A 22,738-nucleotide genomic window follows, 5' to 3' on the forward strand; every position below is an offset into this window, starting at 1 on the left:
TTAATTGTTGATAATCTATAGTAACCTAATTTATCAATTGGATCGTCTAAATAAAATCTTTCTGCTCCATTCTCAAAAACAAATTTTGTTTTTTTAATTTTATGTTATGCAAAACCTCTTTTCTGTATGTAGCAATAAAATGACCTGCTCCAATACATACTTTATATTTTTTTTATTTAAATATAGTTGATTTCTAAACCAATTATTCTTTTCAAGAGAAATTTTGCTATTTATGCTTTTTTCAAATAACAATATATCTTTATCTAAAACAACTTTTCCTTTTTTTACTCTATGCAAATTGTTAAAAAATAAAGAATAATTAGAATAATAGGCCAATTGTGGCATTGGTAGTGGTGCTACTACACCAGCTTTTTTATAATTTTTAAAAACCTGAATTGTACTATTTAACCAATTAGAAAAATAGAAAACATCTGCATCTGCAATTGTTATAAATTGCTCATAACTACCTTTTGCTTCAGATAAAATTGTATAAACTTTACCATAATTAGTGGCTAATTTAACATGTTTATCTATTTTTTTACTATATAATAAACCATCTATGTAATCTGTAACTTCTTTTTTACTATTGTTATTAATAATAGTAATATTTGTTTGCGTCTCATTCGTGGTTTTAAGTAAAGAATTAATAGAGGTTTTTAAAACTGAAAATAAATTATTAAAATACTCTTCTTTAGATTCCGGGATATAGACTGGAATTATAATTCTATGAGGTTTGTATAAAATCTCCTTATATATTTTTTCTCTCGGGTTTTTTCCTTTCCTCATTTTTTTAAAATTATAAACAAAAGTAATTTAATTTTTTTATAGCTAAAAAACCAAAATAAATTCAACTTAAATAGTATTTTTAAATTTTTAAAATAGCTTATTTTTACCTTTTTAATTTCATCTTTAACTAAATTATTAATATTAATTTTATAGGTCTTTTTATTAATAACACCACTATTTAGGTAAAAATCTAACTTTGATTTTATTGTTAAATTCAAATTAAAGTATAAACTTTTGTTTAATGATGAGTTGTTTTCATTATGTATTCTATATTTTGTAAGTGGTAAATCTAAATAATAAAAATTTGTAAAAAAAGAAGCTCTAGCCCAATATTCTGCATCTTCACCAGCCGCTTTCATTTCTTCATTAAAAAAACCAATTTTGTTTATTATTTCTTTTCGAACCAATGGATAATCACTTATTGTCCAATTACCAATCATACGCAATGAAACATCACCATGCTTAACATCTCGGAGTACCAGGTCTACCTGTTATTCTCTTTAATTCTTTACCATTTTTATCTATTAATGAACAATAATTATGAACTAAGCCAAATTCTGGATTAGTTTCTAAAATTTGAACCATTAATTCAATTCTATTAAAAACCCATAAGTCGTCATCATCTATAAAGGAAATATAATTTCCTCTTGCTCTTTTTATACCTTCGTTACGAGGTTTACAAGGTGAACCACTATTTTCAATTTTTAAATAATTAACCTCAAATTTTTTACATAAAATTTTATTACTATCTCCAATACTACCATCATCAACAACCCAAACTTCAATATTAGAGTAAGTTTGATTTAAAACAGATTCTAAAGTTTGTTTTAAATATTGTGTCCTATTGTAAGTAGGTATAATTACGCTAACAAGTTTCATTTAGTTAAAATTTTTTTGATAAAAATTTTAACTAAAATTTTATAATATTTAATTTTAATAAATTTTACATTATTTATTTTTTTCAAAAAATTAATTTTGTAAAATTTAGATTTATCTTTAAGAATAAAAAAATTTATATAGTGTTCTATAAACTCTTCATATTTATGATGCTGATTAAATATATTTAGATATTCTATTTTTTCTTTATAAATAGACTGTAAATTAAAATTAAAGTTTTTGGTAGAAGTAGAATCAACATGTCTTCTAAAATAATTTAAATTTTTATTTAAGAAAATAAAAGTCTTATTTTTAACTAGATATGTCCATAAAAAAATATCTGAACATTGTTTAAAAGCAAAAATTTCTTGAGGTATATTATCTAGAGGTTTTCTAAAAACTACGCTACTACCATTTGTAATTAATGTATGAAAAGGCATTGAATTAATAAATATTTCTGATGGAAAAATACCGTAATTACCCCTTAAAACTTTTAATTTTTTTAATCTGTTAGTAGAATCATATAAATATTCTCCTTCTTGGTTTACGTAATTACTTGCACAAAAACTTAAAGCAGCATCTTTATTCGCATTTAAAACAGCAACTTGTTCTTCTAAATAAGTTGTATCTGAATAATCATCAGTTTCTGCAATCCAAATATATTCAGATTTTGCAAGTTTAATTCCTAAATTCCAAGAATTATAGCCACTTCCGAGTTCTTTTTATTAATTATAAATTGCTCTATTTTATTTGGGTATTTTTCTTTGAAATTTTTCAAAATTTCAATACTATTATCTGTAGAGCAATCATCAATTATAATTAACTTCCAATTTATAAAAGTCCGGTTTATTATAGAATTTAACCTTTCTTCTAAAAATAAAGCATGATTATAACTTGGAAGAATTATTGAAACTTTTGTCATTTAATTAACTGTATTTAATTTTATGGTTTTAATAAATCCTTTTTCAACCAAATATGCTTTTTCTGAAACGCTATAAATTGTGTTGCCTGTTTCTTTTAAAGATTTAATTATAAAAGGAAATTCATCATCAATTTTTGTGTTTTTATAGTCTATTATACTAAAATGCTTTTTTTCTGAAGTTATGTATTGAGAAGTCCAATCTGTAGCATTTATATCTAATTTATTAAGTTCTTCTTGAAAAAAATAATGTGGTGAATTAAAATCTACACCAACAAATAAAATTTTTTTATTAGGAAATTTTATAGAAATATAATTTAAAACGGTTGTTAAACTGCCTCTAAAATGATATAAATCATCTTTAATTGTTGTTGCCCATTTATTACCTCTTGCAATCCAGTTTTGAACACTGATATATTCAAATTTAAAGTTTTCTGGAACAACATTAAATTTAATTATATCCTTAGGCGTTAAAATCTTTTTTATTTTATTTTTTATACTAACAAAGGTTTTATAATTTAAAGGTTTTATTGTTTTTCTAAAAAATAGAATTAATAACCGATAGAAAAATAAGTTTATTTGACTTAAAAATTTCGTTAAATAATATGAAAGTTTTGTTTTTTTAAAATATCCTAAATATCCCTTAGAAAGAATAAAATTGACTTCCTTAAGAGGTTTATTTTTTAAAAAATTAATTATATGCTTTAAAAAGAGTATTGAACTATGACTAAAATCATCTAAAAAGTATACATGAGTTGGAGAAATTTCAGCTTTGTTGTAGAAAGCTGCATATTTGTTTATGCCAATTTTAGTAGGACAACTATTAATTAGAACTCTCTCTTCTAAGGTCAAATTATTAACAGATAATCCAGATCCCAAAACAACTACATAGTCACTAATTATTTCATTTTTACTTACGGTCATCTGATATTGTTTTTATTAATAGCATATTTAAAATACCGATATCAAATTATATTGGTATAATTTGCATTAATTAAGGCAACATTGGTAGCTCTATTTGTGTTTCCAACACCCCAATAATCTCCAGGAAAAACTTTAAATGAGAATGCATTATGTAATAAATCCAACTGTTTTAGTTCCATTTTATTAGTTTGCACAACAATAGATACATTATAGTTTCCACCTCTTAATAAAAGCTCTGGTATCACTAAATCTACACACTCATCAATATTATTAAATTTTATCCCCATTTCATCAGAATAAAAATCGGCAATTTTAATTTCATAATTATCAAATATTACTAAACCAAAAATTAAATCTTCTTTATTAATTGATGATTCAAAATTTATAGAAAGTCGAAATTTACAATAACTTCCGGATAAAATTTCACTAATAGAATTATCTTCTTTATTTAAAAACTCAATTTTTGAAAATTTAATCTCACCACTACCAGTCCTATCTTTTCTATTAGATAAACTAGTTTTTAAGTTCATTTTTTTATTATTTAAATAATAATCTACTGCAGCACCTGTATTTCCGAAAAAACAGACTTTCCATCTTCTAAAACTACTCCTCTAGTACAAAGATTTTTAACAGCTGCCATATTATGACTCACAAACAAAACAGTTCTCCCATTTTCACCAGAAATATCTTGCATTTTACCTATTGCTTTCTTTTGAAATTCGGCATCACCAACTGCTAAAACTTCATCAACAATTAAAATATCGGGTTCTAAATGTGCTGCCACAGCAAATGCCAAACGCACTTTCATTCCACTAGAATAGCGTTTTACAGGTGTATCTATATAACGCTCACAACCAGAAAAAGAAACAATTTCATCTAGTTTAGATGCTATTTCTTTTTTTGTCATTCCGAGAATTGCCCCATTTAGAAATATATTTTCTTTTCCTGTCATTTCTGGATGAAAACCAGTACCAACTTCTAACAAAGAAGCAATTCTACCTTTTGATTTTATTGAACCTGTGGTTGGACCTGTAACTTTAGAAAGAATTTTTAATAGTGTAGATTTTCCCGCTCCGTTTTTACCAATAATCCCAAGAACTTCTCCTTTTTTCACTTCAAAATTTATGTCTTTTAACGCCCAAACATATTCAGATTCTCCTTTAGATGCTCTGTCATTAGATTCACCAATTTTTAAATACGGATCTTCTTTACCACGAATTTTCGCTAAAAATCGATTTAAGTCATGGCTTATTGTTCCTGTACCCAAGGTTCCTAAACGATATTGTTTAGATAAATTTTCAACTTTTAAAATAACTTCCTTACTCATATTTAAATAGTATCTATAAAAGTTTTTTCTGTTTTATTAAAAATCAATAATCCTAAAAAGAAAATTATAACTGTAAATATTGATGTATAGACAATTCCGAAAGAAGAAAAATCACCATCACTTAAAAGTATAAATCTACCAAATTCTATTAAATGTGCTATAGGATTTATATCTACAACCCAAGAATAATCAGTTCCTTTTTCAGCATTTATTAACTTTTCTCTCATTAAATCTAAAGGATACATCACTGCTGATAAATACATCAGCAACTGAACACCAAAAGATACTAAAAAAGTTAAATCTCTATATTTGGTTACCATAGATGAAATAATCATCCCTAAGCCTAAACCAATCATCCCCATTGCAATTATCAATAAAGGAAAAAACAATATATATATATTTGGTAATATGTCATATCCTGAAATAACATAATAAAGATAGAAACAAACAAATATAAATATTTGAATACCAAATTTTAACAAATTAGAAATCACTATTGACATCGGCATTATAACTCTCGGAAAGTATACTTTACCGAAAATTGCTTCATTTTTTTTAAACGTATCAGAAGTAGCTGTTAAGCATTCTTTAAAATAATTCCAAGTAGTTACACCCGCTAAATTGAATAAAAAAGGTGGAATTTCCCCAGTTGAAATACCTGCGATATTATTAAATACCAACGTAAATATTACAGAGGTAAATAATGGTTGAATTAGATACCAAAGTGGACCTAAAATTGTCTGCTTATATAACGTAACAACATCTCTTTTTACAAACAAAAGAAGTAAATCTCGATACTGCCGGACTTCCTTTAAGTTTAAGTCTAATAAATTGTTTTTTGGCGTTATTTCAAAAAGCCATTTATCTTTTTGCATTGTTTATTTTATAGGGCTGATACAAATATAATTTTTTTAAATAGATTAACCATTGTCTTTCGTTGAAAGGTATTATTTTTACGTTCAAAATTATCTTATTTAGCTTAAATCATAAAAATTCTATGTCTCATAAAATTTTACCGTTTAAAATTATTTCTTTTGAAGATAGGTATTCTAAAGATTTTTATAATCTTAATGTTAACTGGTTAGAAAAATTCTTTTATGTTGAGCCTTATGACGAAAAAATTTTAAGTAATCCTAAAGAATATATTATTGATAATGGAGGATTTGTTTTTTTCTAAAATTTGATTCTAAGATTATAGGTACTGCAGCTTTTATCAACCAAAAATCTTATTTTGAATTAAGTAAAATGGCAGTTTTAGAAGAATATCAAGGGTTACAGTTTGGTAAAAGATTGATAAATCATTGCATATTATTTGCTAAAGAGAAAAATTGGGAAAATATCACACTTTACAGTCACAGAAAACTAGAAACAGCAATAAATCTATATAAAAAAGTAGGATTTGTTGAAATTCCTTTAGAAAAAGATGTTCACTACGAAAGAGCAAACATCAAAATGAAACTTGATTTATAAAAAACTCTGTATTGCTAAATCGTATCCTTTTAAACCAAAACCAAATAAAACTCCGTTAGCATTTGGTGAAATAAAACTGTGCTGTCTAAATTTTTCTCTTGCATGAATGTTAGAGATATGAACTTCTATTACCGGTGTGTCAATTCCTTTGATTGCATCACCCAAACCAACAGAAGTATGCGTGTAAGCCGCGGCGTTTAAAATAATGCCATCATAAGAAAATCCCACCTCATGTAATTTATTAATAAGTTCTCCTTCAACATTACTTTGAAAATAAAACAATTCTATGTTATCAAATTTTAATTGTAATTCTCTAAAATAATCTTCAAATGATTTGGAACCATAAATTTCTGGTTCACGTTTTCCTAAGAGATTTAAATTTGGTCCGTTAATTATAATTATTTTCATATTTCAAAAATACATTTTTTTTACAAAAAAACGGAGGCATTTGCCTCCGTTTTGGTGTATTATAATAAATAATCTAACTTAGATTCCGAACATTACCCCTAAACTTACGTTAGAAAATGTTAGATTATCATTGCTAATACCCGAATATGATAAATTTAATTGTGTTGTATCTCCAATTTTGTAACCAACTATTGGTCTGTAGTAAAAACCACCATCGTTTCCTTCATCTAATCCTAAAGCGTAACCAATGTTAGCTCCTAAAACAAATTTTTCTGAAACGTTAAATCTTGCTGCACCGAAATTGGTAAGAAAGAAGAATCTGATACATCAAATGTACCTCCAATAGTTTCTACTTCTTCTCCAAAAAAGTGCGAATATTGTACAGATGGTCCTAATGTGAAACCTTCAGCTACCGGAAACATATAATTTAACTCTGCTCCTAAAGTAAAACTAGTTAGATCACTTACGTCTCCTGTTGGTAAACCAACATTAAAACCTCCATTTAAAACACCTTCTTGTGCATTTACTTTACCTAAACCTGCTATTGCTAAAAACGCAATGAATAATACTTTCTTCATAATTAAAAATTTTAGTTTAAATTCTTTTACAAAAGTATCTTGGTTCTGCACGTAATATTTGCTCAAAAAGGAATTAAATTAACTCAAATGAATTAATTTAAAAGCTACTTTTTAACATTCAATTTCACAATATTAATAAAAGCTTCTTTACCTTCCTCTAAATCAGCAATTACCTCATATTCTCTTCTAAAATCGTATAAAATTAACTTTGCAGTATTGGTTTTTAATTTACCAAAATTTACTGTAATAATTTTAATTAAGTTATTGGTATCTTCTAAATTTAAGGTGATTGATTTCTTTTTTTGTTACAGCATAGTTTTCTAAAACTGGTTTATTATTTTTGAGTATCGTAATTACATCACCATCTTCTTTACCATAATCCCAAATTTCCATTTTAAGTTTACTTGTATAAACAAATACAGATACTTTTTCTCCTGATCTAATTTTTGTTTCGCTAAACTTTTTTAGATAATTTTCTCGCTCTAACTCGGCAATAACTACACTGTCAATTTTCTTAACTTTACTAATCTTCTTTACTTTCTTATATACTTTTTTGATTTTTTTCTCTACAAACTTAGTACTAACTAATTTTAATTTTCCGGTTGCACAAGTATCTCTATCATCATAAATACCTGTAAAATCACCTTCTAAGAGCTTTTTTTAGTTTCTCCTTTAAATTTCCCTTTAAAGCTTACAAAACAAAATTCTTCCGGTAAAAACTCAGATTTTGTATATAAAATATCACTTTCTTTAAACTGAATATTTTTAGATTTCACATCATAATAACCTCTTATGTATGATTTGGTTTCGTTTTCTCCTGATAAATCTGTGTAAGAATATCCTTCTATAAACCCGTTTTCTCTAGCATTAAAAACTATTTTATAAGAAATCAATTGATTAGATTCTAACGCTAATGCGCCTAACAACTCATAATCAAACTCTTTTCTATCTTGAGAAAACAGATTAAAAACGGTTAATAAACTAACTAAAACTATAATATTTTTATTCATAGAAATCTGCTATATTTGACACAAATAACTTAAAAAAAACAAACTTCATGAAAAAATCATTAACTATTTACACATTATTATTTGCTTTCTTTGCTTTTTCTTTTAATACACATGCATCTTTCCCTGTAAAAAAAACTAAGGAAATTGTAGAAGTGATTAAAGACAATAAAGTAGAAAAGAAAGAACTAACAACTTATGCAGCGGCTGCTAACTCCGGTAAAAGCCAAGTAACAGCTTTATTATTATCTCTTTTCTTAGGAGGATTAGGTGTAGATAGATTCTATCTAGGATACACTTTATTGGGAGTTTTAAAATTAATCACTTTAGGAGGTTTTGGAATTTGGTATATTATTGATCTAATTTTAATAATTACGGGCGATTTACAACCTAAAAACGGAAGTTATTCTAAAACTATTTAAGAATAGGTTTTTTATAAATTTTTAAAACCATCCATTATTTGGATGGTTTTTTTATTTACTAAATTTACGTCATGAATTGGCAACACGCAATTAAAGATTATCAAATGTATTTAAAAATAGAAAGAGGTCTTTCTAAAAATACAATTATAAGCTACACTAAAGATTTAGAAAAATTATATTCCTTTATTACAGAGAATAATATTGTGAACACCCCTGTTACAATTGATGCTGAGACAATAAAATTATTTATTTATGATGTTGCTAAAAAGGTTAACCCTAGAAGTCAAGCTAGAATAATTTACGGTTTAAGAAGTTTTTTTGATTATTTAATATTTGAAGACTACAGAACAACAAATCCGACAGATTTATTAGAGACACCAAAAATAGGAAGAAAATTACCTGATACTTTATCGCAAGAAGAGATCGACTTATTGATATCTGCAATCGATTTAAGTCATCCTCAAGGTGAAAGAAATAGAATAATTTTAGAAACAATTTATAGCTGCGGATTACGTGTAAGTGAAGCAATAACACTAAAAATTTCAGATTTATTTTTTGAAGAAGGATTTATAAGAGTTTTAGGTAAAGGAAATAAAGAAAGATTTGTTCCAATTCACCAAGAAGCTCAGAAATACATTTCAATTTATATAAATCAAATTAGAGTTCATATAAAACCTCAAAAGGAATATGAGGATACTTTATTTTTAAATCGAAGAGGAAAAGCTTTAACTAGACAAATGATTTTTATGATACTAAAAAAGTTAGCATCAGATATTGGTTTACATAAAAAAATTAGTCCGCACACTTTAAGACATTCTTTTGCAACACATTTATTACAAAATGGTGCAGATTTAAGAGCTATACAACAAATGTTAGGGCATGAAAGTATAACAACCACAGAAATATACGTTCATTTAGACAGATCATACTTAAAAGAAGTTGTAGAAACATATCATCCTAGAAAATAAAAAATCCCGCCAAAAGCGGGATTTAAATTATAATATAAATTAGAAAAAATTATTTAGCTACATTCACAGCTCTAGTTTCTCTGATTACAGTAACTTTAACTTGACCAGGATATGTCATGTCGTTTTGTATTTTTTGAGAAATACTGAATGACAATTCAGAGGCCTTTGTATCGTTCACTTTTGTACTTTCTACCATAACACGCAATTCTCTACCTGCTTGAATTGCATATGCTTTTTGAACACCAGTAAAACCAAAAGCGATATCTTCTAAATCTTTCAATCTCTGAATGTAAGAATCTAATACCTGTCTTCTAGCTCCTGGTCTTGCACCGAAATAGCATCACAAACCTGTACAATAGGAGAAATTAAACTTTTCATTTCAATTTCATCGTGGTGTGCTCCAATAGCATTACAAACATCCGGCTTTTCACCATATTTTTCTGCCCATTGCATACCTAATAATGCGTGAGGTAATTCACTTTCTGCATCCGGTACTTTACCAATATCATGTAATAAACCAGCACGTTTTGCAACTTTAGGATTTAAGCCCATTTCTGCCGCCATAATTCCACATAAATTAGCAACTTCTCTAGAGTGTTGTAATAAATTCTGACCGTAAGAAGACCTATATTTCATTCTACCAACAGCTTTAATTAATTCGGGTGTAAACCGTGAATTCCTAAATCTATAACCGTTCTTTTACCAACCTCTATAATTTCTTGAGTAATTTGCTTTTCGGTTTTACTTACAACTTCTTCAATTCTAGCTGGGTGAATTCTACCGTCTGTAACTAATTTATGTAAAGATAAACGAGCAATTTCTCTTCTAATAGGATCAAAACAAGATAAAATAATTGCATCTGGCGTATCATCAACAATAATTTCTACACCTGTGGCAGATTCAATAGCTCTAATATTTCTACCTTCTCTACCAATAATTCTTCCTTTTACATCATCAGACTCTAAGTTAAAAACAGAAACACAGTTTTCTACAGCTTGCTCTACGCCTACTCTTTGTATAGTTCCTAAAACAACTTTTCTAGCCTCTTGTTCTGCTGTTAATTTAGCTTCTTCTATAGACGTTTGAATAAATGCCATTGCTTCTGTTTTCGCCTCATCTTTTAAAGAAGAAACCAATTCTTTTTTAGCTTCGTCTGCAGATAAACCGGAAATTTGCTCTAACATATCTACGTGACGCTTATGCATCTTTTCTAACTCATTTTCTTTTTTCTCTAAGAAATCTAATTTATGGTTAAAGTCTTTCTCTTTCTGTTCTAAAGAACGATTTAACTTAACGTTTTTATCAACTTCTGATGCTACTTTAGATTCTCTATCTCTAATTCTTTTCTCTACATCAGAGATTTTCTTTTCTCTTCCTAAAATTACTTTTTCATGTTCAGACTTAAGTTCGATAAACTTTTCTTTAGCCTGTAAAATTTTATCTTTTTTAATTGATTCTGCATCAATTTTAGCTTCTTTAATAATTGCTGAAGCTTCTTTTCTTGTAGAATTTAAAAGCTTTTTCCTTTTGATTTTTCAATTGATTTTGCAATAAAAAAACCTACTGCAATTCCAATAATTCCCACAATAATGGGAAGTAACATTCCATCCATAATTTAATTTTAATATATAAAAAAAGCCTACGCTAGTTTGGTTTTTATAAACTCCATTATTACAGGTTTAGGACTAACCAGCTGATCAAGGATCCACCTAAAATACTAAATAAATAGCAATAGTGGCATGCTTTAGCAACCGAGACTTATCCTTTATAATAGATACTTGTTGAGTTTATCAAACAATTTACTAACGTAGGCAGTGTGTTGTTAATGTATTTTAAAGAACTTATTTTAAATGAGTATCAACCAAATTGGTTAATTCTCTTAATTTATTTATTGTTTCAGTATTTTCAGAACCTTTTTCTATTGTAGATATTTCTAATTTAGAAGCAAACTGTAAAGCACACATAGCTAAAACATCTTGTTTATCGCTTACTGCATAATTTTGCTCGTACATAGAAATTAACTTATTAATTGCTGTAGCTGCTTTTCGCATACCTTCTTCTTCTTTAGTATTATTAACACTTAAAGGGTAAGTTCTACCAGCTATAACTATATTAATTTTTAATTTATCCACAATTTAAAGAACTTTATTCTTGTAACTGAATAATACATTTATCGATTTCTCTAATTAATGTATTTATTTTGAGTTTTGTATCTCTTGTATTTGTATTACTGCCGTCTATAGTTTTTGCTATTTTTAATAAATCAAATTCTTGTTTTTGATTTTTTATAATTTGCTCTTGTTCTATAATTTTTTGCTGATATTTTGTAGCACTTTGAAGCAATATTTCATTTTCTTTTTTAAAAAATCATAATTAGAAAGTAAGTTTTTTAACTTATCTTCCAGTAAATGAATTGCTTCTAAGGTATTACTCATAAAATTTTTAGAATAAAACTATACACACAAAGTTAACGTTCTGTTTTAAATATTACAACATTTAATTGATATTTTAATAAATTATTGGCTACTAGCTAATTAGTAAAATGATGTTTTTTACTATTTTTACACAAAAAAACACATTTTTTGAAACAGAAATTATTTATACTCTTATTACTACCGCTTTTTAGTTTAGCTCAAGATAAATATCCAAAAGATTATTTTAGAAACCCTTTAAATATACCAATTGTTTTATCCGGTACTTTTGGCGAATTAAGAAGCAACCACTTTCATTCCGGTTTAGATATTAAAACGCAAGGTAAAGAAGGTTTAAAAGTTGTTGCCGTTGCAGATGGGTACGTTTCTAGAATTAAAGTGCAACAATATGGTTATGGTAAAGCTATTTATGTTACACATCCAAATGGTTATACATCGGTTTATGGTCATTTAAGTAAATTTAATCCGGAAATCGAGGCATACGTTAAATCTATACAATACAAGAAAGAAAATTATGAAACTGGTAATTTATTCCCTAAAAAGAACAAATTTGTCTTAAAAAAGGGCGAATTACTTGCCTATTCTGGTGATACTGGCGGTTCCGGTGGCCCACATTTACACTTCGAAATTAGAAATACAAAATCAGAAAACGTTATAAACCCTTTATTTTTTGGTTTACAAGTAGACGATACCAAATCACCTACAATTCAATCTTTACAAGTTTATCCTTTAAATGAAGGGTCAAGAATTAATCAGCAAAATAATAGTTTTAAAATCGCTGTAAAAAATATTGGTAAAGGTAAATATACTGCAAATAGAATCTTTGCAAGTGGGCGTATTGGTTTTGGTATCAATGTTTTTGATAGACTAAATAAGGCTTTAAATAAAAACGGAATTTATAGCTTAGAAATGTTAGTTAATGGTAAAAGACATTATTATCACGATGTAGAAACTTTTTCTTTTTCTGAAAGCAAATATTTAAATCTATTAATAGATTATGCGTATTATAAAAAGTATAGAAGTCGAATTCAGAAAACCTTTAAAGTAAAAAATAATAAACTATCAATTTATCAAGATCTTGTTGATAAAGGCGAAATAAACATCGAAAATGGTTTAAATTACACCATAAAAATAATAGCTAGAGATTTTAAAGGAAATACAAGCGCTGTTACAATTCCGGTAATTGGTAAAAAAAGTAATGCTATTTTCAAAAAACAAAAAGACACTACCATTTATAAAATTACTGCAGATAAATTTCATAAATTTACAAACAAAAATGTAACTGTTGCTTTCCCTAAAAACAGCTTTTATGATGATATTTATTTAGATTTTAAGGTGGAAAACAACATTGCAAAAATACACGACAAAACAGTACCTTTAGATAAAAGTTTTACCTTAACTTTTGATGTTTCTAAATACACAAAAGCACAAAAAGAAAAGTTATATATTGCTAATGTTGAAAATCAAAAATATCCTAGGTACACAAATACAAGAAAAAAGACAGTACTTTTTACACAACAACAAAAACTTTAGGTAAATACTCTTTAATTTCTGACAATCAAAAACCTAAGGTTAATATTTTGTATTTTAAAAATAATCAATGGATATCGAAATTCAATACTTTAAAAGTCAAAATTTCTGATGTTGGTTCTCGGTATCAAAAACTGGCATGCAACTATAGATGGTAAATGGGTTTTAATGCAATTTAATCATAAAAGAAGAATTCTAACATATAATTTTGATGACAATAAATTGATTGGAAGCAAGCATAATTTTAGAATTATAGTGTCTGACAATGTAGGTAATACTACAGAGCGTTCTGCAACGTTTTTTAAGAAACAAACAAATTAATTTATTCGTGAAAAGAAATTTACTATTAATCATATTATTTTTACCGCTTTCTGTTTTTTCTCAGAAAACAACCATATTAAAAGGTACCATAAAAAACACTAACAAAACTGTTATAGAAAACGTATCTGTAGAATATGGCTCAAAAGGAACGATTACTGATAAAAATGGTAATTACTCAATTAGAATACCTTATAGGAAAGAAATTACTTTAAAATTTAGTCATATTAGTTATAAAACTATTTTTCATAAAATTACGGCAAAAAGTAGAAATGCAATTCGCTACTCTCCTACTTTAATTCTTAAAACAGAATCGTTACAAGAAGTGGTTGTAAAGGACAATAGAAAAGCCGCAAGCGGAATCACTAAAATTGACGTAAACAAAGCAAAAAATATTATTGGCGCCAATGCAGGTGTAGAAAATATTTTAATGACTTTACCTGGCGTAAATAATAACAATGAGTTAAGTACACAATATAATGTTAGAGGTGGTAATTTTGATGAAAACCTTGTTTATGTTAACGGAATTGAAGTTTATAGGCCTTTTTTAGTAAGATCTGGTCAGCAGGAAGGGCTTAGTTTTATAAACTCTAATATGGTTCAGAATATAGATTTTTCTGCAGGAGGTTTTCAAGCAAAATATGGTGACAAGCTATCTTCTGTTCTAGATATTACATACAAAAAACCAACGGAAACTGTAACTACTATAAATGCAAGTTTATTAGGTGGTAGCTTAACTTTCGAAAGTCCGTTTTTAGATGATAAATTAACTTTAATCACAAGTTTAAGGTATAGAGATAATAGCTTGTTTGTAAACAGTAAACAAATTGAAACAAACTTTAGACCAAAATTTACAGATTTACAATCTTATATCACGTATAAAGTAAACGATAAAGTTAGTATAAACTATCTGAGTAACTTTTCTTTAAATAATTACAATTATCAACCAATATCTAGAAGAACAAGATTCGGAACTGTTGCAAATCCTTTAGAATTAATTGTTTTTTATAAAGGAAAAGAAGAAAACAACTATTTAACGCTTTTTAATGCTTTGTCTGCAGATGTTTCTGTAAATGAAAATTTATCTTTCACAAGTACAATTTCTTCATACAATACACAAGAAGAAGAGTATTACGATATTGCGGCTTCTTACAATTTAGGAGAAGTTGATTCTAATATTGGCTCTGAAAATTTTGGTGAAGTAGATTTTTCTCAAGGAATTGGATCACAATTAAATCATGCTAGAAACGATTTAGATGCTCTGATTAATAATGTTCAACTAAGAGGAACTTATAAAAAAGACCGACAACAATTAAATTTTGGTATTAAATATCAACATGAAGATGTTAGAGAAAGAATAAGAGAATGGGAAGTTATTGATTCTTTAGGATTCTCTGTAAGACCTCCAAATCATATTTCAAATAATCAACCTTATGAATCTTTTGAAGGTCCAATTACACCATTTCAAAATATTAGAAAAGATAATAATGTATCTATAAATAGAGTTTCGGGGTTTGTTCAATTTAATGAGCGTTTATTTATGGGCGACAGTGAATTTTGGTATAATATTGGAATTAGAGCACATAATTGGAGTGTTAAATCGGCTCTAAAACTTCTAAAAGTCAAACAACCATAAGTCCTCGAGTTCAGGCTTCAATTAAACCTAATTGGCATAACGATATGCTTTTTAGATTTGCGGCTGGTTGGTATTCTCAACCACCTTCGTATCGAGAATTAAAAGATTTTAACGGTACTATAAATGAGAATGTAAAAGCTCAAAAATCTATACATTTAGTTGCAGGTATGGATTATAGTTTTGATTTATGGGGAAGACCTTTTAAGCTTACATCAGAATTATATTACAAAAATTTAAATGATATTAACGCATATTCTGTTGATAATGTTAGAATTCGTTACAGAGCAGATAATTTAACAACAGGTTTTGCTCACGGAATAGATTTAAGATTAAATGGTGAATTTGTACCTGGAAGTGAAAGTTGGGTGAGTTTAGGTTATTTAAAAACAGAAGAAAACATAGAAAATAGAGGTGATATTTCTAGACCAACAGACCAAAGATTAAAATTTGCTGTTTTATTTCAAGACTATGTGCCTAATCTGCCAAATTTAAAGGCTTATTTAAACCTAGTTTATAACACAGGTGTACCTGGTGGCGCGCCAGCTTACGCAGATGTATATCAATTTCAAGAACGACTTCGTGATTACAAAAGAGCAGATTTAGGAATTTCTTATGTTTTTACAGATGCAAACAAACAATACAAAACTGGCTGGTTATCTAATTTTAAAGAACTAACAGCTGGTTTAGAATTATTTAATATGTTTGATATACAGAATTCTATAACCAACACTTGGGTTAGAGATGTATATTCTAAAAATCAATTTGGGATTCCTAATTTTATGACTGGAAGAGTTCTTAATTTTAAAATAAGAATTAAAATTAATTAATTTAAGGTTAATTCAAACTTACCTTTTTTACTTAAAAATAAAGAGGGTTTTATATTGACTACTTTCATTTTGTAAGATTTTCCTTTATATTGTCTAGTCTGATCTCCCTCCAAAACATTTTATCATTGAAAGAGCTTGCATAATAAAGAAACTTAGGATCTAATAAATATCTTAACAATTTCTTTTCCCCTGGCTTATAGTGAAACCAACCGATTGTTTCCCATTGGTCTTTAGTATTTTTATGTCTTAAAAGTAATTGAATTTTTTGATTTGTATTATTATGAATAACAAGTTTTACTGCATGAATTTCTTTTGTTAAAGAACCTTTATCGTAAATAAACTTAGATTTTATTTCACCACTATCAAAATAATCGTACCAAGTACCTGTTTTTTTATCGTTAAAATAACTTCCTTTTTCATCTAGAAAATATTTTCCTGATAATGTTTCATAATATATTTTGCATTCTCCGTTCCTTAAACCATTTATAAATTTAGTTTGTTTTTTAAGTTTACCACTTTTGTAATATATTTTAAATGTACCATTTTCTTTACCAGAGGTATAATTACCTGACTCTTTAATTAATCCATCTGAATAATATTCTTTATATGAACCAGTAATTTTGCCATTTAAATAGTTAACACTTTTCTTTAATTTACCATTATAATGATATTCTTTTTGATAACCTGTTTTTTTACCATTTACGTAATTAGTAATTTCTTCTAATGCACCGTTTTTGAAGAATATTTTCTGTAAACCATCTAACTCATCATTTTTATAATTTTTTAAAACTTCAGGTTTTCCATTTTCAAAATAATAAGAATACTCTCCATTGTAACCGTGCTCATTATATTCTATTTTAGACTTTAGTTTACCATTTTTATGGTATGTATACTCTGCAGTCTGTCCGCTTATTTCATCACCTTTATAAATCCCCTTGAATAATAATTTATCTTTTTCTAAATATTTAAAAGCAGCTCCGTCCTTATCACCATTAATATAATTGATCTTTGCTCTAAGAGATCCGTCCTCAAAAAACTCTAGATATTCACCATTATACTTTCCTTTAGTATAATTTATAATAAAATTTGGCGACCCGTCTCTGTAATAATTAAAATATAAGCCTTCTTCATTATTATCGACAAATGTTACTATGGTTTTTAATTGATGGTTGTCAAAATAACTCTTCCACTCTCCTGCTCTTTCTCCTTTAGAATATTTTCCTTCTTCCTTTATTTCACCATTTTCAAAAAAACTTTTAAACAGCCCATCAAAATCCTCATCATCTAAATTACATGTAGCATATATTTTACCAGACTTGTAAACAGCTTTAAATTTATTTGGTTCAATTTCTTTTCCATTGTCTGCATATTTTTTTTCAATATAATAATCTAAAAAAACACTATTTCCTTGTAACCAGGTTCCTACTTTGTTTCCGTTTATATAATTTCCCTTGAAATAAATATCTCCTTTTGGTACATATCCTTCCCAATAACCATTTTCTTTTCCTTCTTTAAAAGGACCTTTTGCTAGAATTTCACCTGTCTTGTGATAATAAACCCATTCACCTTCTTTTTTACCATCTATCATTTTACCTTCACCAAATAACTTACCGTCATTGTAATTTATTTTTTTAACTTGAGAGTTCGTAGTTAAAGTAAAAACGATAAAGAATAAGTAAATTATTTTTTTGTGAAATATTGGCATAAAAGAATAAGTTATAATTTGTAACAGGATTTATTATTTTCAAAAATAAAAAAACGAATTGACTTTCGTCAACTCGTTTTAAATTAATATACTATCTTCCTTTTTCTATTTTTTAAGAAGCTTTTGCATTAATGTACCTTTATCTGTAATTACTTTAATAAAATACACTCCGCTTGAAAAGCGCGATATATCTAAATCTATTTCTTTAGATTTTAAAACTTTTTTACCTACCAAGTTATATATTTCTATAGAATTTAATAACAAGCCATTTGATAATGATACTGTAATGTATTTTTCTGCTGGATTTGGGTAAATTAAAATATTATCTTTTAATAACTCACTATCTACAGACAATACTTTACAAGAAAGGTTATAATTTGCTTCTTTGTCTTTTTTCCAATTCGTATTATTAATTGCAGCATCTACATCATCAACCTCAATACAAGTTAAATTCGGATTTCCGGTAGCATCAAAATTTATTAAAGTACTATTAGCACCATTTTTTAAATTTAAACTACTTAAGTTGTTATTGGTAACAATTAAATCTGTTATACTTGTTAATTTAGAGATGTTTATTGCTTCAATTAAATTGTTGGCAACATTTAAAACTTTTAAATTATTATTAACCGAAAGGCTTCTTCTCTCGCCTGTTATTCTAGACGAAACAACAACTGCATTTGCATTTAATAAACTACTTATATCTGTAATACTGTTTCGAGAAATATTTATACTAGCAGCATTTGTAAATGCTTCTAAACCTTGTACCGAAGTTATATTTCTTCCACTTAAATCTAAATCACCTGTAAAAGCCTGAGCTTCTTCGTAGGTTACAACTCCGTCACCATCATCATCTAAGCCAGCAAAAGTAACCAAAGCCGTTTCTAAGTTTGTATCTGTAGTATAAACTTCCCATTCTGATGCGCAATCTATATTATAACTTACCGTTGCATCTTTTTCTAACCAATTTTCATCAGAAAAAACAACATTATCAACAGCGATACAACTAAGATTTTCGTTATTTTTAATATCGAATTCTACAATAGATTGATTATTTCCGTTTCTTAAATAAGCTCTTTCTAGCGCATTATCATTTAAATATAATTTAGTTAATGCTGTATTTTGGTTAATATCAATATTTATAATGTTATTATTACCTAAATACAACTCTTCTAATAGCGTGTTGTTTGTTAAATCTAAGCCAGTTAAAGCATTATCGCTTGCAATTAAAATTTTAAGCTTTGGATTTTTAGATATATCTAAAGATGTTAAGCCAGAATTTATTACATCAATTCTTGTTAATTCTACATTATTAGAAAAATCTAAATTTGTAATATTATTATCTCCCATTCTTAAATCATACAATTTTGTGTTTTTAGAAATATCTAATGACGTAATATTAGTTTCAGACACATATAACCTTTCTAGATTTAGTAGCATAGAAACGTCGATTGTACTAATTGCTGTTTTCCATAAATGGATTCTATTTAAAGATAAGTTATTAGAAAAATCCACTGCTGTTAAACCGAAATTCCAATCTAATTGTAATGATTCTAAAGCTGTATTTTTAGAAATATCTATTGATGTTAACTCATTTATATTTAACCATAATCTGGTTAAAGCAACATTATTTGTTAGATCTATGGTTGTTATTTTATTCTCGCCCGCATAACAATATTCTAAATCAACTAAACTACTAATATCTAAAGAACTAAGTTGATTTTGATCGATACTTAAAATTTTAAGCTTTGTGTTATTTGATATATCTATAGTAGTTAATAAGTTATTTCTAACTTCTAAAGTAGTAATATTTACAAACGCTTCTACTCCTGTTAAATCTTCAATTCCTTTTCCATTAGCCACAATACCTCGAGAAAAAGCTTGAGCTTCTGAAACCTGAATTTCATTATCGCTATTTAAATTAATTAAAGTATTAGAAATTAAAGCAGATTTGAAATTTACATCCGGAATATTAACTATATCTTCTGTAACAAAACCACAATCTATATTAAATAATGATGCGTTAACTGCTGGAAAACTTGATGACACAGTAGTTACATCATCTACTTGTATACATGTTAAATTTGGAGAATTGCTTACATCAAATTCAGTTAGACTTGTATTATTACCGTTTTTTAAATCTATTTTTGACAAACTAGGATTATCACCTGCTAATAAACTAGTTATTGGAGATTTACCTAATTTTAATTCAGAAATACCTGTATTGTAAATCCCTAATCGATACATTTTTGTTTGTGCAGAAAAATCCATTTGAGTAAGGTTAGAATTATCTGCTAACCAAACTTCTAATAAATTAGGGTTATTAAATAGATTAACTGAACCAATATTTGTTTGTTCTGCTGTTAAAATTCTCATTTCTGTTTGAGCAGAAACATCTAGAGAAGAAATAGGATTAATACCAATAGCTAAATTGTCTATTTTGGTATTTGCGCTTAAATCAATTTCTGTTAATAGATTTGCCTCAATCCACGCAATAATTAATTCAGGGTTCTTTGTTAAATCTAAACTAGTAATCTGATTATTATAGATTCTTAAATCACTTAAAACAGTATTTTTAGTAATGTCTAATGCAGTTAATTTACCGTCAAAAATAGAAAGTCTTTCTAATTTTGTGTTATTGCTAAGATCAATGCTTGTAAAAAGGTTTGCACTCGCATAAAGAAATTCTAGATTTGGCAAATTTGTTACGTCTAAAGATGATAACTGATTATTCCAGACATATAACCTTTCTAATAATGTATTATTTGAAAGATCTAAACCATTCGAAAAAGGATTATCTGATGTATATAACCAAGTTAGTTTTGTGTTGTTTGAAGTATTTAAACTTGTTAATTGATTACCATGAACAAATAAATCTTTTAGATTTAATAATGTAGAAACATCTACTGATGTAAACTGATTTCTCATAATCCCTAAACGTTCTAAAGCAGAATTATTTGAAACGTCTATTGATGTTAACTGATTGTCATTTACAAATAACGAGATTAAATTAACATTAGCAGAAACATCTATAGTTGATAATTGATTTTCACCCAAACTTACATCAACCAAATTAATATTATCTGATAAATCTACAGTTGAAATTTCATTTTGTCGAACATCTAAATAAGTTAGACTTGTCATAGAAGCTATACCAGAAATATCTTTTATTTTTCCTGAAACATTAGGTGTAAATTCATTTTCTAAAGGATTTCCAATTTTTAAGCTATCAATTAAAACAGCATCAGTTTTTAGTATTGTACCATTTAAACCATTAGAATCAAAACCAAGATCTATTAAAGCTTGTTCAAAGTTTGCATCTGGCACAGAAACAAGATCATCAGAAATACCACAGCTTGTATTAAAAACTATTCCGTTGCTTATATTTGTAAAGTTAGAATTTGCATAACTAACATCATCAACAGTAACACAAGTTAAATTAGGGTTGTCTGTAATTTCTGCATATGTTATACTTGTATTATGGCCATTTCTTAAATTTAGTTCACTTAACAGCGTATTTGCAATTATAAAAGACTCTAATTTTGTATGCTTAGACAAGTCTAAATTTCCTGTTTTTTTAACTTGATTAATGTCTATTTCTTTTAAAAGTAAATTATTAGAAAGATCGATATTGTTAAGCTTGGTATCAAAAATTATAAGCTTTTCTAGTTTTGTATTATTATCTAAATTTAGTTGTGTTAAATTTGTTTTCCAGCCATATAATTCTTTTAAACTAGGTTTATCTGTTACATCTATTGTTGCAATTTCATTATTTCCAAAAGCCAAAACTTCTAAAGAATCATTTACAGCAATATCTAAACTTGTTAAATTATTGGAATTCGCATTTAACAAGGTTAAATTTGTATTATTAGAAACGTCGATTGAACTTAAATTTAATCCTGCAAGTATTAACTCTTTTAGATTTGTATTTGTTGATACATCCAAAGCACTAATTGTATTCGTTTCTAAGCTTCCACCTAAGTCTTCAAAATTACCACCCAACCATAAGTATTCTAAATTTACATTTGCGCTTACATCTATTGTTGCAATTTGATTATTGTGTGCTCTTATAAATGTTAATGCACTATTTTCAGAAACATCTAAACCATTTATTTGGTTTCCGTCTACCAAAAGTTGTGTTAAAGATAAATTATTAGTTAAATCTAAATTACCTGTAATAGCATTGTTTGAAGCCCATAAAATGGATAGATTTGGGTTTTGAGAAACATCTAAACTTGTCATTGCTTGATTCGGTATTCTTAAAGTTTCTAAACTTGGTAAACCGGTTAAATCTAGCGATGTTATTTTGTTATATGCTAATTGTATAAAAGTTAAGTTTGGTGAGTTGCCAAAGGTTACAGTTTCTAAATTTGATAGTGTTGTTAAATAAACACTTTTTAAATTGGTATTCATAGATAAATCTACACTTGTTAAACCACTACTTCCGCCAAATAGACTAATTAATTCTAAGTTTATATTTTTAGTAACATCTAGTTCAGACAAATTATTACCATCTAAATTTAAATATTTTAAGTTTACATTTTTTGTAACATCAATAGCAGTTAAACTATTATTTTTTGCCCTTAAATAAATTAAGTTAGACATTTT

Annotated in this window: 20 protein-coding genes, 1 other RNA gene and 3 pseudogenes; 7 read left to right on the forward strand and 17 right to left on the reverse strand. The window is 27.1% G+C overall.

The features are described 5' to 3' along the window. Positions 1-99 precede the first annotated feature (99 nt). The 7 genes and pseudogenes from ACZ1HD_RS08770 to ACZ1HD_RS08800 form a co-directional block, all read right to left on the reverse strand. The gene (locus ACZ1HD_RS08770; protein ID WP_472689228.1) at positions 100-786 is read right to left on the reverse strand and encodes a glycosyltransferase family A protein; all 687 of its coding nucleotides are present in this window, start codon (positions 784-786) and stop codon (positions 100-102) included. Further along, positions 783-1,226: a hypothetical protein gene (locus ACZ1HD_RS08775; RefSeq protein ID WP_472689229.1), complete on the reverse strand. Its 444-nt coding sequence runs from the start codon at positions 1,224-1,226 to the stop codon at positions 783-785. Before ACZ1HD_RS08775 ends, ACZ1HD_RS08770 begins: the two co-directional genes overlap by 4 nt. A gap of 22 nt (positions 1,227-1,248) precedes the next feature. Continuing rightward, positions 1,249-1,665 (reverse strand): glycosyltransferase family A protein, encoded by a 417-nt coding sequence (locus ACZ1HD_RS08780; RefSeq protein WP_472689230.1) that lies wholly within the window; start codon positions 1,663-1,665, stop codon positions 1,249-1,251. Positions 1,666-2,347: 682 nt separating this feature from the next. Continuing rightward, a complete protein-coding gene (locus tag ACZ1HD_RS08785) occupies positions 2,348-2,584 on the reverse strand; it encodes a glycosyltransferase family 2 protein (RefSeq protein WP_472689231.1) in 237 nt (78 codons plus the stop codon). Continuing rightward, on the reverse strand, positions 2,585-3,505 hold the full coding sequence (locus ACZ1HD_RS08790; RefSeq protein ID WP_472689232.1) for a hypothetical protein: 921 nt from the start codon (positions 3,503-3,505) through the stop codon (positions 2,585-2,587). It lies immediately after the preceding gene. A 41-nt stretch (positions 3,506-3,546) separates the two neighbouring features. After that, positions 3,547-4,832 (reverse strand): annotated as a pseudogene (locus tag ACZ1HD_RS08795) (ABC transporter ATP-binding protein). A 2-nt stretch (positions 4,833-4,834) separates the two neighbouring features. Beyond that, on the reverse strand, positions 4,835-5,707 hold the full coding sequence (locus ACZ1HD_RS08800) for an ABC transporter permease (RefSeq protein WP_472689233.1): 873 nt from the start codon (positions 5,705-5,707) through the stop codon (positions 4,835-4,837). A 122-nt stretch (positions 5,708-5,829) separates the two neighbouring features. Here ACZ1HD_RS08800 and ACZ1HD_RS08805 point away from each other — a divergent pair, with 122 nt between their 5' ends. Further along, entirely contained in the window at positions 5,830-6,009 is a 180-nt protein-coding gene (locus ACZ1HD_RS08805; protein ID WP_472689234.1) for a hypothetical protein, read from the forward strand. A gap of 35 nt (positions 6,010-6,044) precedes the next feature. Continuing rightward, a complete protein-coding gene (locus ACZ1HD_RS08810) occupies positions 6,045-6,302 on the forward strand; it encodes a GNAT family N-acetyltransferase (protein WP_472689316.1) in 258 nt (85 codons plus the stop codon). Here ACZ1HD_RS08810 and aroQ read toward each other — a convergent pair. From aroQ to ACZ1HD_RS08830, 4 genes are all read right to left on the reverse strand, one after another. After that, positions 6,297-6,710: a type II 3-dehydroquinate dehydratase gene (gene aroQ, locus ACZ1HD_RS08815; RefSeq protein ID WP_340933746.1), complete on the reverse strand. Its 414-nt coding sequence runs from the start codon at positions 6,708-6,710 to the stop codon at positions 6,297-6,299. The two genes, ACZ1HD_RS08810 and aroQ, sit on opposite strands and share 6 nt — an antisense overlap. A 257-nt stretch (positions 6,711-6,967) precedes the next feature. Then, positions 6,968-7,288, reverse strand: a complete 321-nt coding sequence (locus ACZ1HD_RS08820) for a hypothetical protein (RefSeq protein ID WP_472689235.1) — start codon at positions 7,286-7,288, stop codon at positions 6,968-6,970. A 261-nt stretch (positions 7,289-7,549) separates the two neighbouring features. Continuing rightward, entirely contained in the window at positions 7,550-7,681 is a 132-nt protein-coding gene (locus tag ACZ1HD_RS08825) for a hypothetical protein (RefSeq protein WP_472689236.1), read from the reverse strand. A 254-nt stretch (positions 7,682-7,935) separates the two neighbouring features. Further along, a complete protein-coding gene (locus ACZ1HD_RS08830; protein ID WP_472689237.1) occupies positions 7,936-8,298 on the reverse strand; it encodes a hypothetical protein in 363 nt (120 codons plus the stop codon). A gap of 47 nt (positions 8,299-8,345) precedes the next feature. On the opposite strand from ACZ1HD_RS08830, the gene ACZ1HD_RS08835 reads away from it, so the two are divergent. Both ACZ1HD_RS08835 and xerD read left to right on the forward strand, forming a co-directional pair. Then, complete coding sequence (locus ACZ1HD_RS08835) at positions 8,346-8,717, forward strand: TM2 domain-containing protein (RefSeq protein WP_472689238.1); 372 nt, start codon at positions 8,346-8,348, stop codon at positions 8,715-8,717. 71 nt (positions 8,718-8,788) lie between these two features. Next, positions 8,789-9,685, forward strand: a complete 897-nt coding sequence (xerD, locus tag ACZ1HD_RS08840) for a site-specific tyrosine recombinase XerD (protein WP_472689239.1) — start codon at positions 8,789-8,791, stop codon at positions 9,683-9,685. 49 nt (positions 9,686-9,734) lie between these two features. Here the strand turns inward: xerD and rny are convergent. The 4 genes and pseudogenes from rny to ACZ1HD_RS08860 form a co-directional block, all read right to left on the reverse strand. Beyond that, positions 9,735-11,297 (reverse strand): annotated as a pseudogene (rny, locus tag ACZ1HD_RS08845) (ribonuclease Y). A gap of 48 nt (positions 11,298-11,345) precedes the next feature. Next, positions 11,346-11,472, reverse strand: a non-coding RNA gene (gene ssrS / locus ACZ1HD_RS08850) — 6S RNA. Between the two features lie 54 nt (positions 11,473-11,526). Beyond that, positions 11,527-11,817, reverse strand: coding sequence for a cell division protein ZapA (locus ACZ1HD_RS08855; protein WP_340933736.1), 291 nt, complete (start codon positions 11,815-11,817; stop codon positions 11,527-11,529). A gap of 13 nt (positions 11,818-11,830) precedes the next feature. Continuing rightward, positions 11,831-12,028 (reverse strand): hypothetical protein, encoded by a 198-nt coding sequence (locus ACZ1HD_RS08860; protein ID WP_472689240.1) that lies wholly within the window; start codon positions 12,026-12,028, stop codon positions 11,831-11,833. A gap of 239 nt (positions 12,029-12,267) precedes the next feature. Between ACZ1HD_RS08860 and ACZ1HD_RS08865 the strand changes: the two genes are divergently transcribed. The 3 genes and pseudogenes from ACZ1HD_RS08865 (at position 12,268) to ACZ1HD_RS08875 (ending at position 16,428) form a co-directional block, all read left to right on the forward strand. Further along, complete coding sequence (locus ACZ1HD_RS08865; protein ID WP_472689241.1) at positions 12,268-13,650, forward strand: M23 family metallopeptidase; 1,383 nt, start codon at positions 12,268-12,270, stop codon at positions 13,648-13,650. 108 nt (positions 13,651-13,758) lie between these two features. Further along, complete coding sequence (locus ACZ1HD_RS08870) at positions 13,759-13,968, forward strand: hypothetical protein (RefSeq protein ID WP_472689242.1); 210 nt, start codon at positions 13,759-13,761, stop codon at positions 13,966-13,968. A gap of 7 nt (positions 13,969-13,975) precedes the next feature. Beyond that, positions 13,976-16,428: pseudogene (locus tag ACZ1HD_RS08875) on the forward strand (TonB-dependent receptor). Positions 16,429-16,492: 64 nt separating this feature from the next. Here ACZ1HD_RS08875 and ACZ1HD_RS08880 read toward each other — a convergent pair. Together ACZ1HD_RS08880 and ACZ1HD_RS08885 are read right to left on the reverse strand one after the other, a co-directional pair. Continuing rightward, entirely contained in the window at positions 16,493-18,133 is a 1,641-nt protein-coding gene (locus ACZ1HD_RS08880) for a toxin-antitoxin system YwqK family antitoxin (RefSeq protein WP_472689243.1), read from the reverse strand. Between the two features lie 105 nt (positions 18,134-18,238). Next, positions 18,239-22,735 (reverse strand): T9SS type A sorting domain-containing protein, encoded by a 4,497-nt coding sequence (locus ACZ1HD_RS08885; RefSeq protein WP_472689244.1) that lies wholly within the window; start codon positions 22,733-22,735, stop codon positions 18,239-18,241. Positions 22,736-22,738: the final 3 nt, after the last annotated feature.

Source organism: Polaribacter sp. HA6-7, assembly GCF_055693625.1.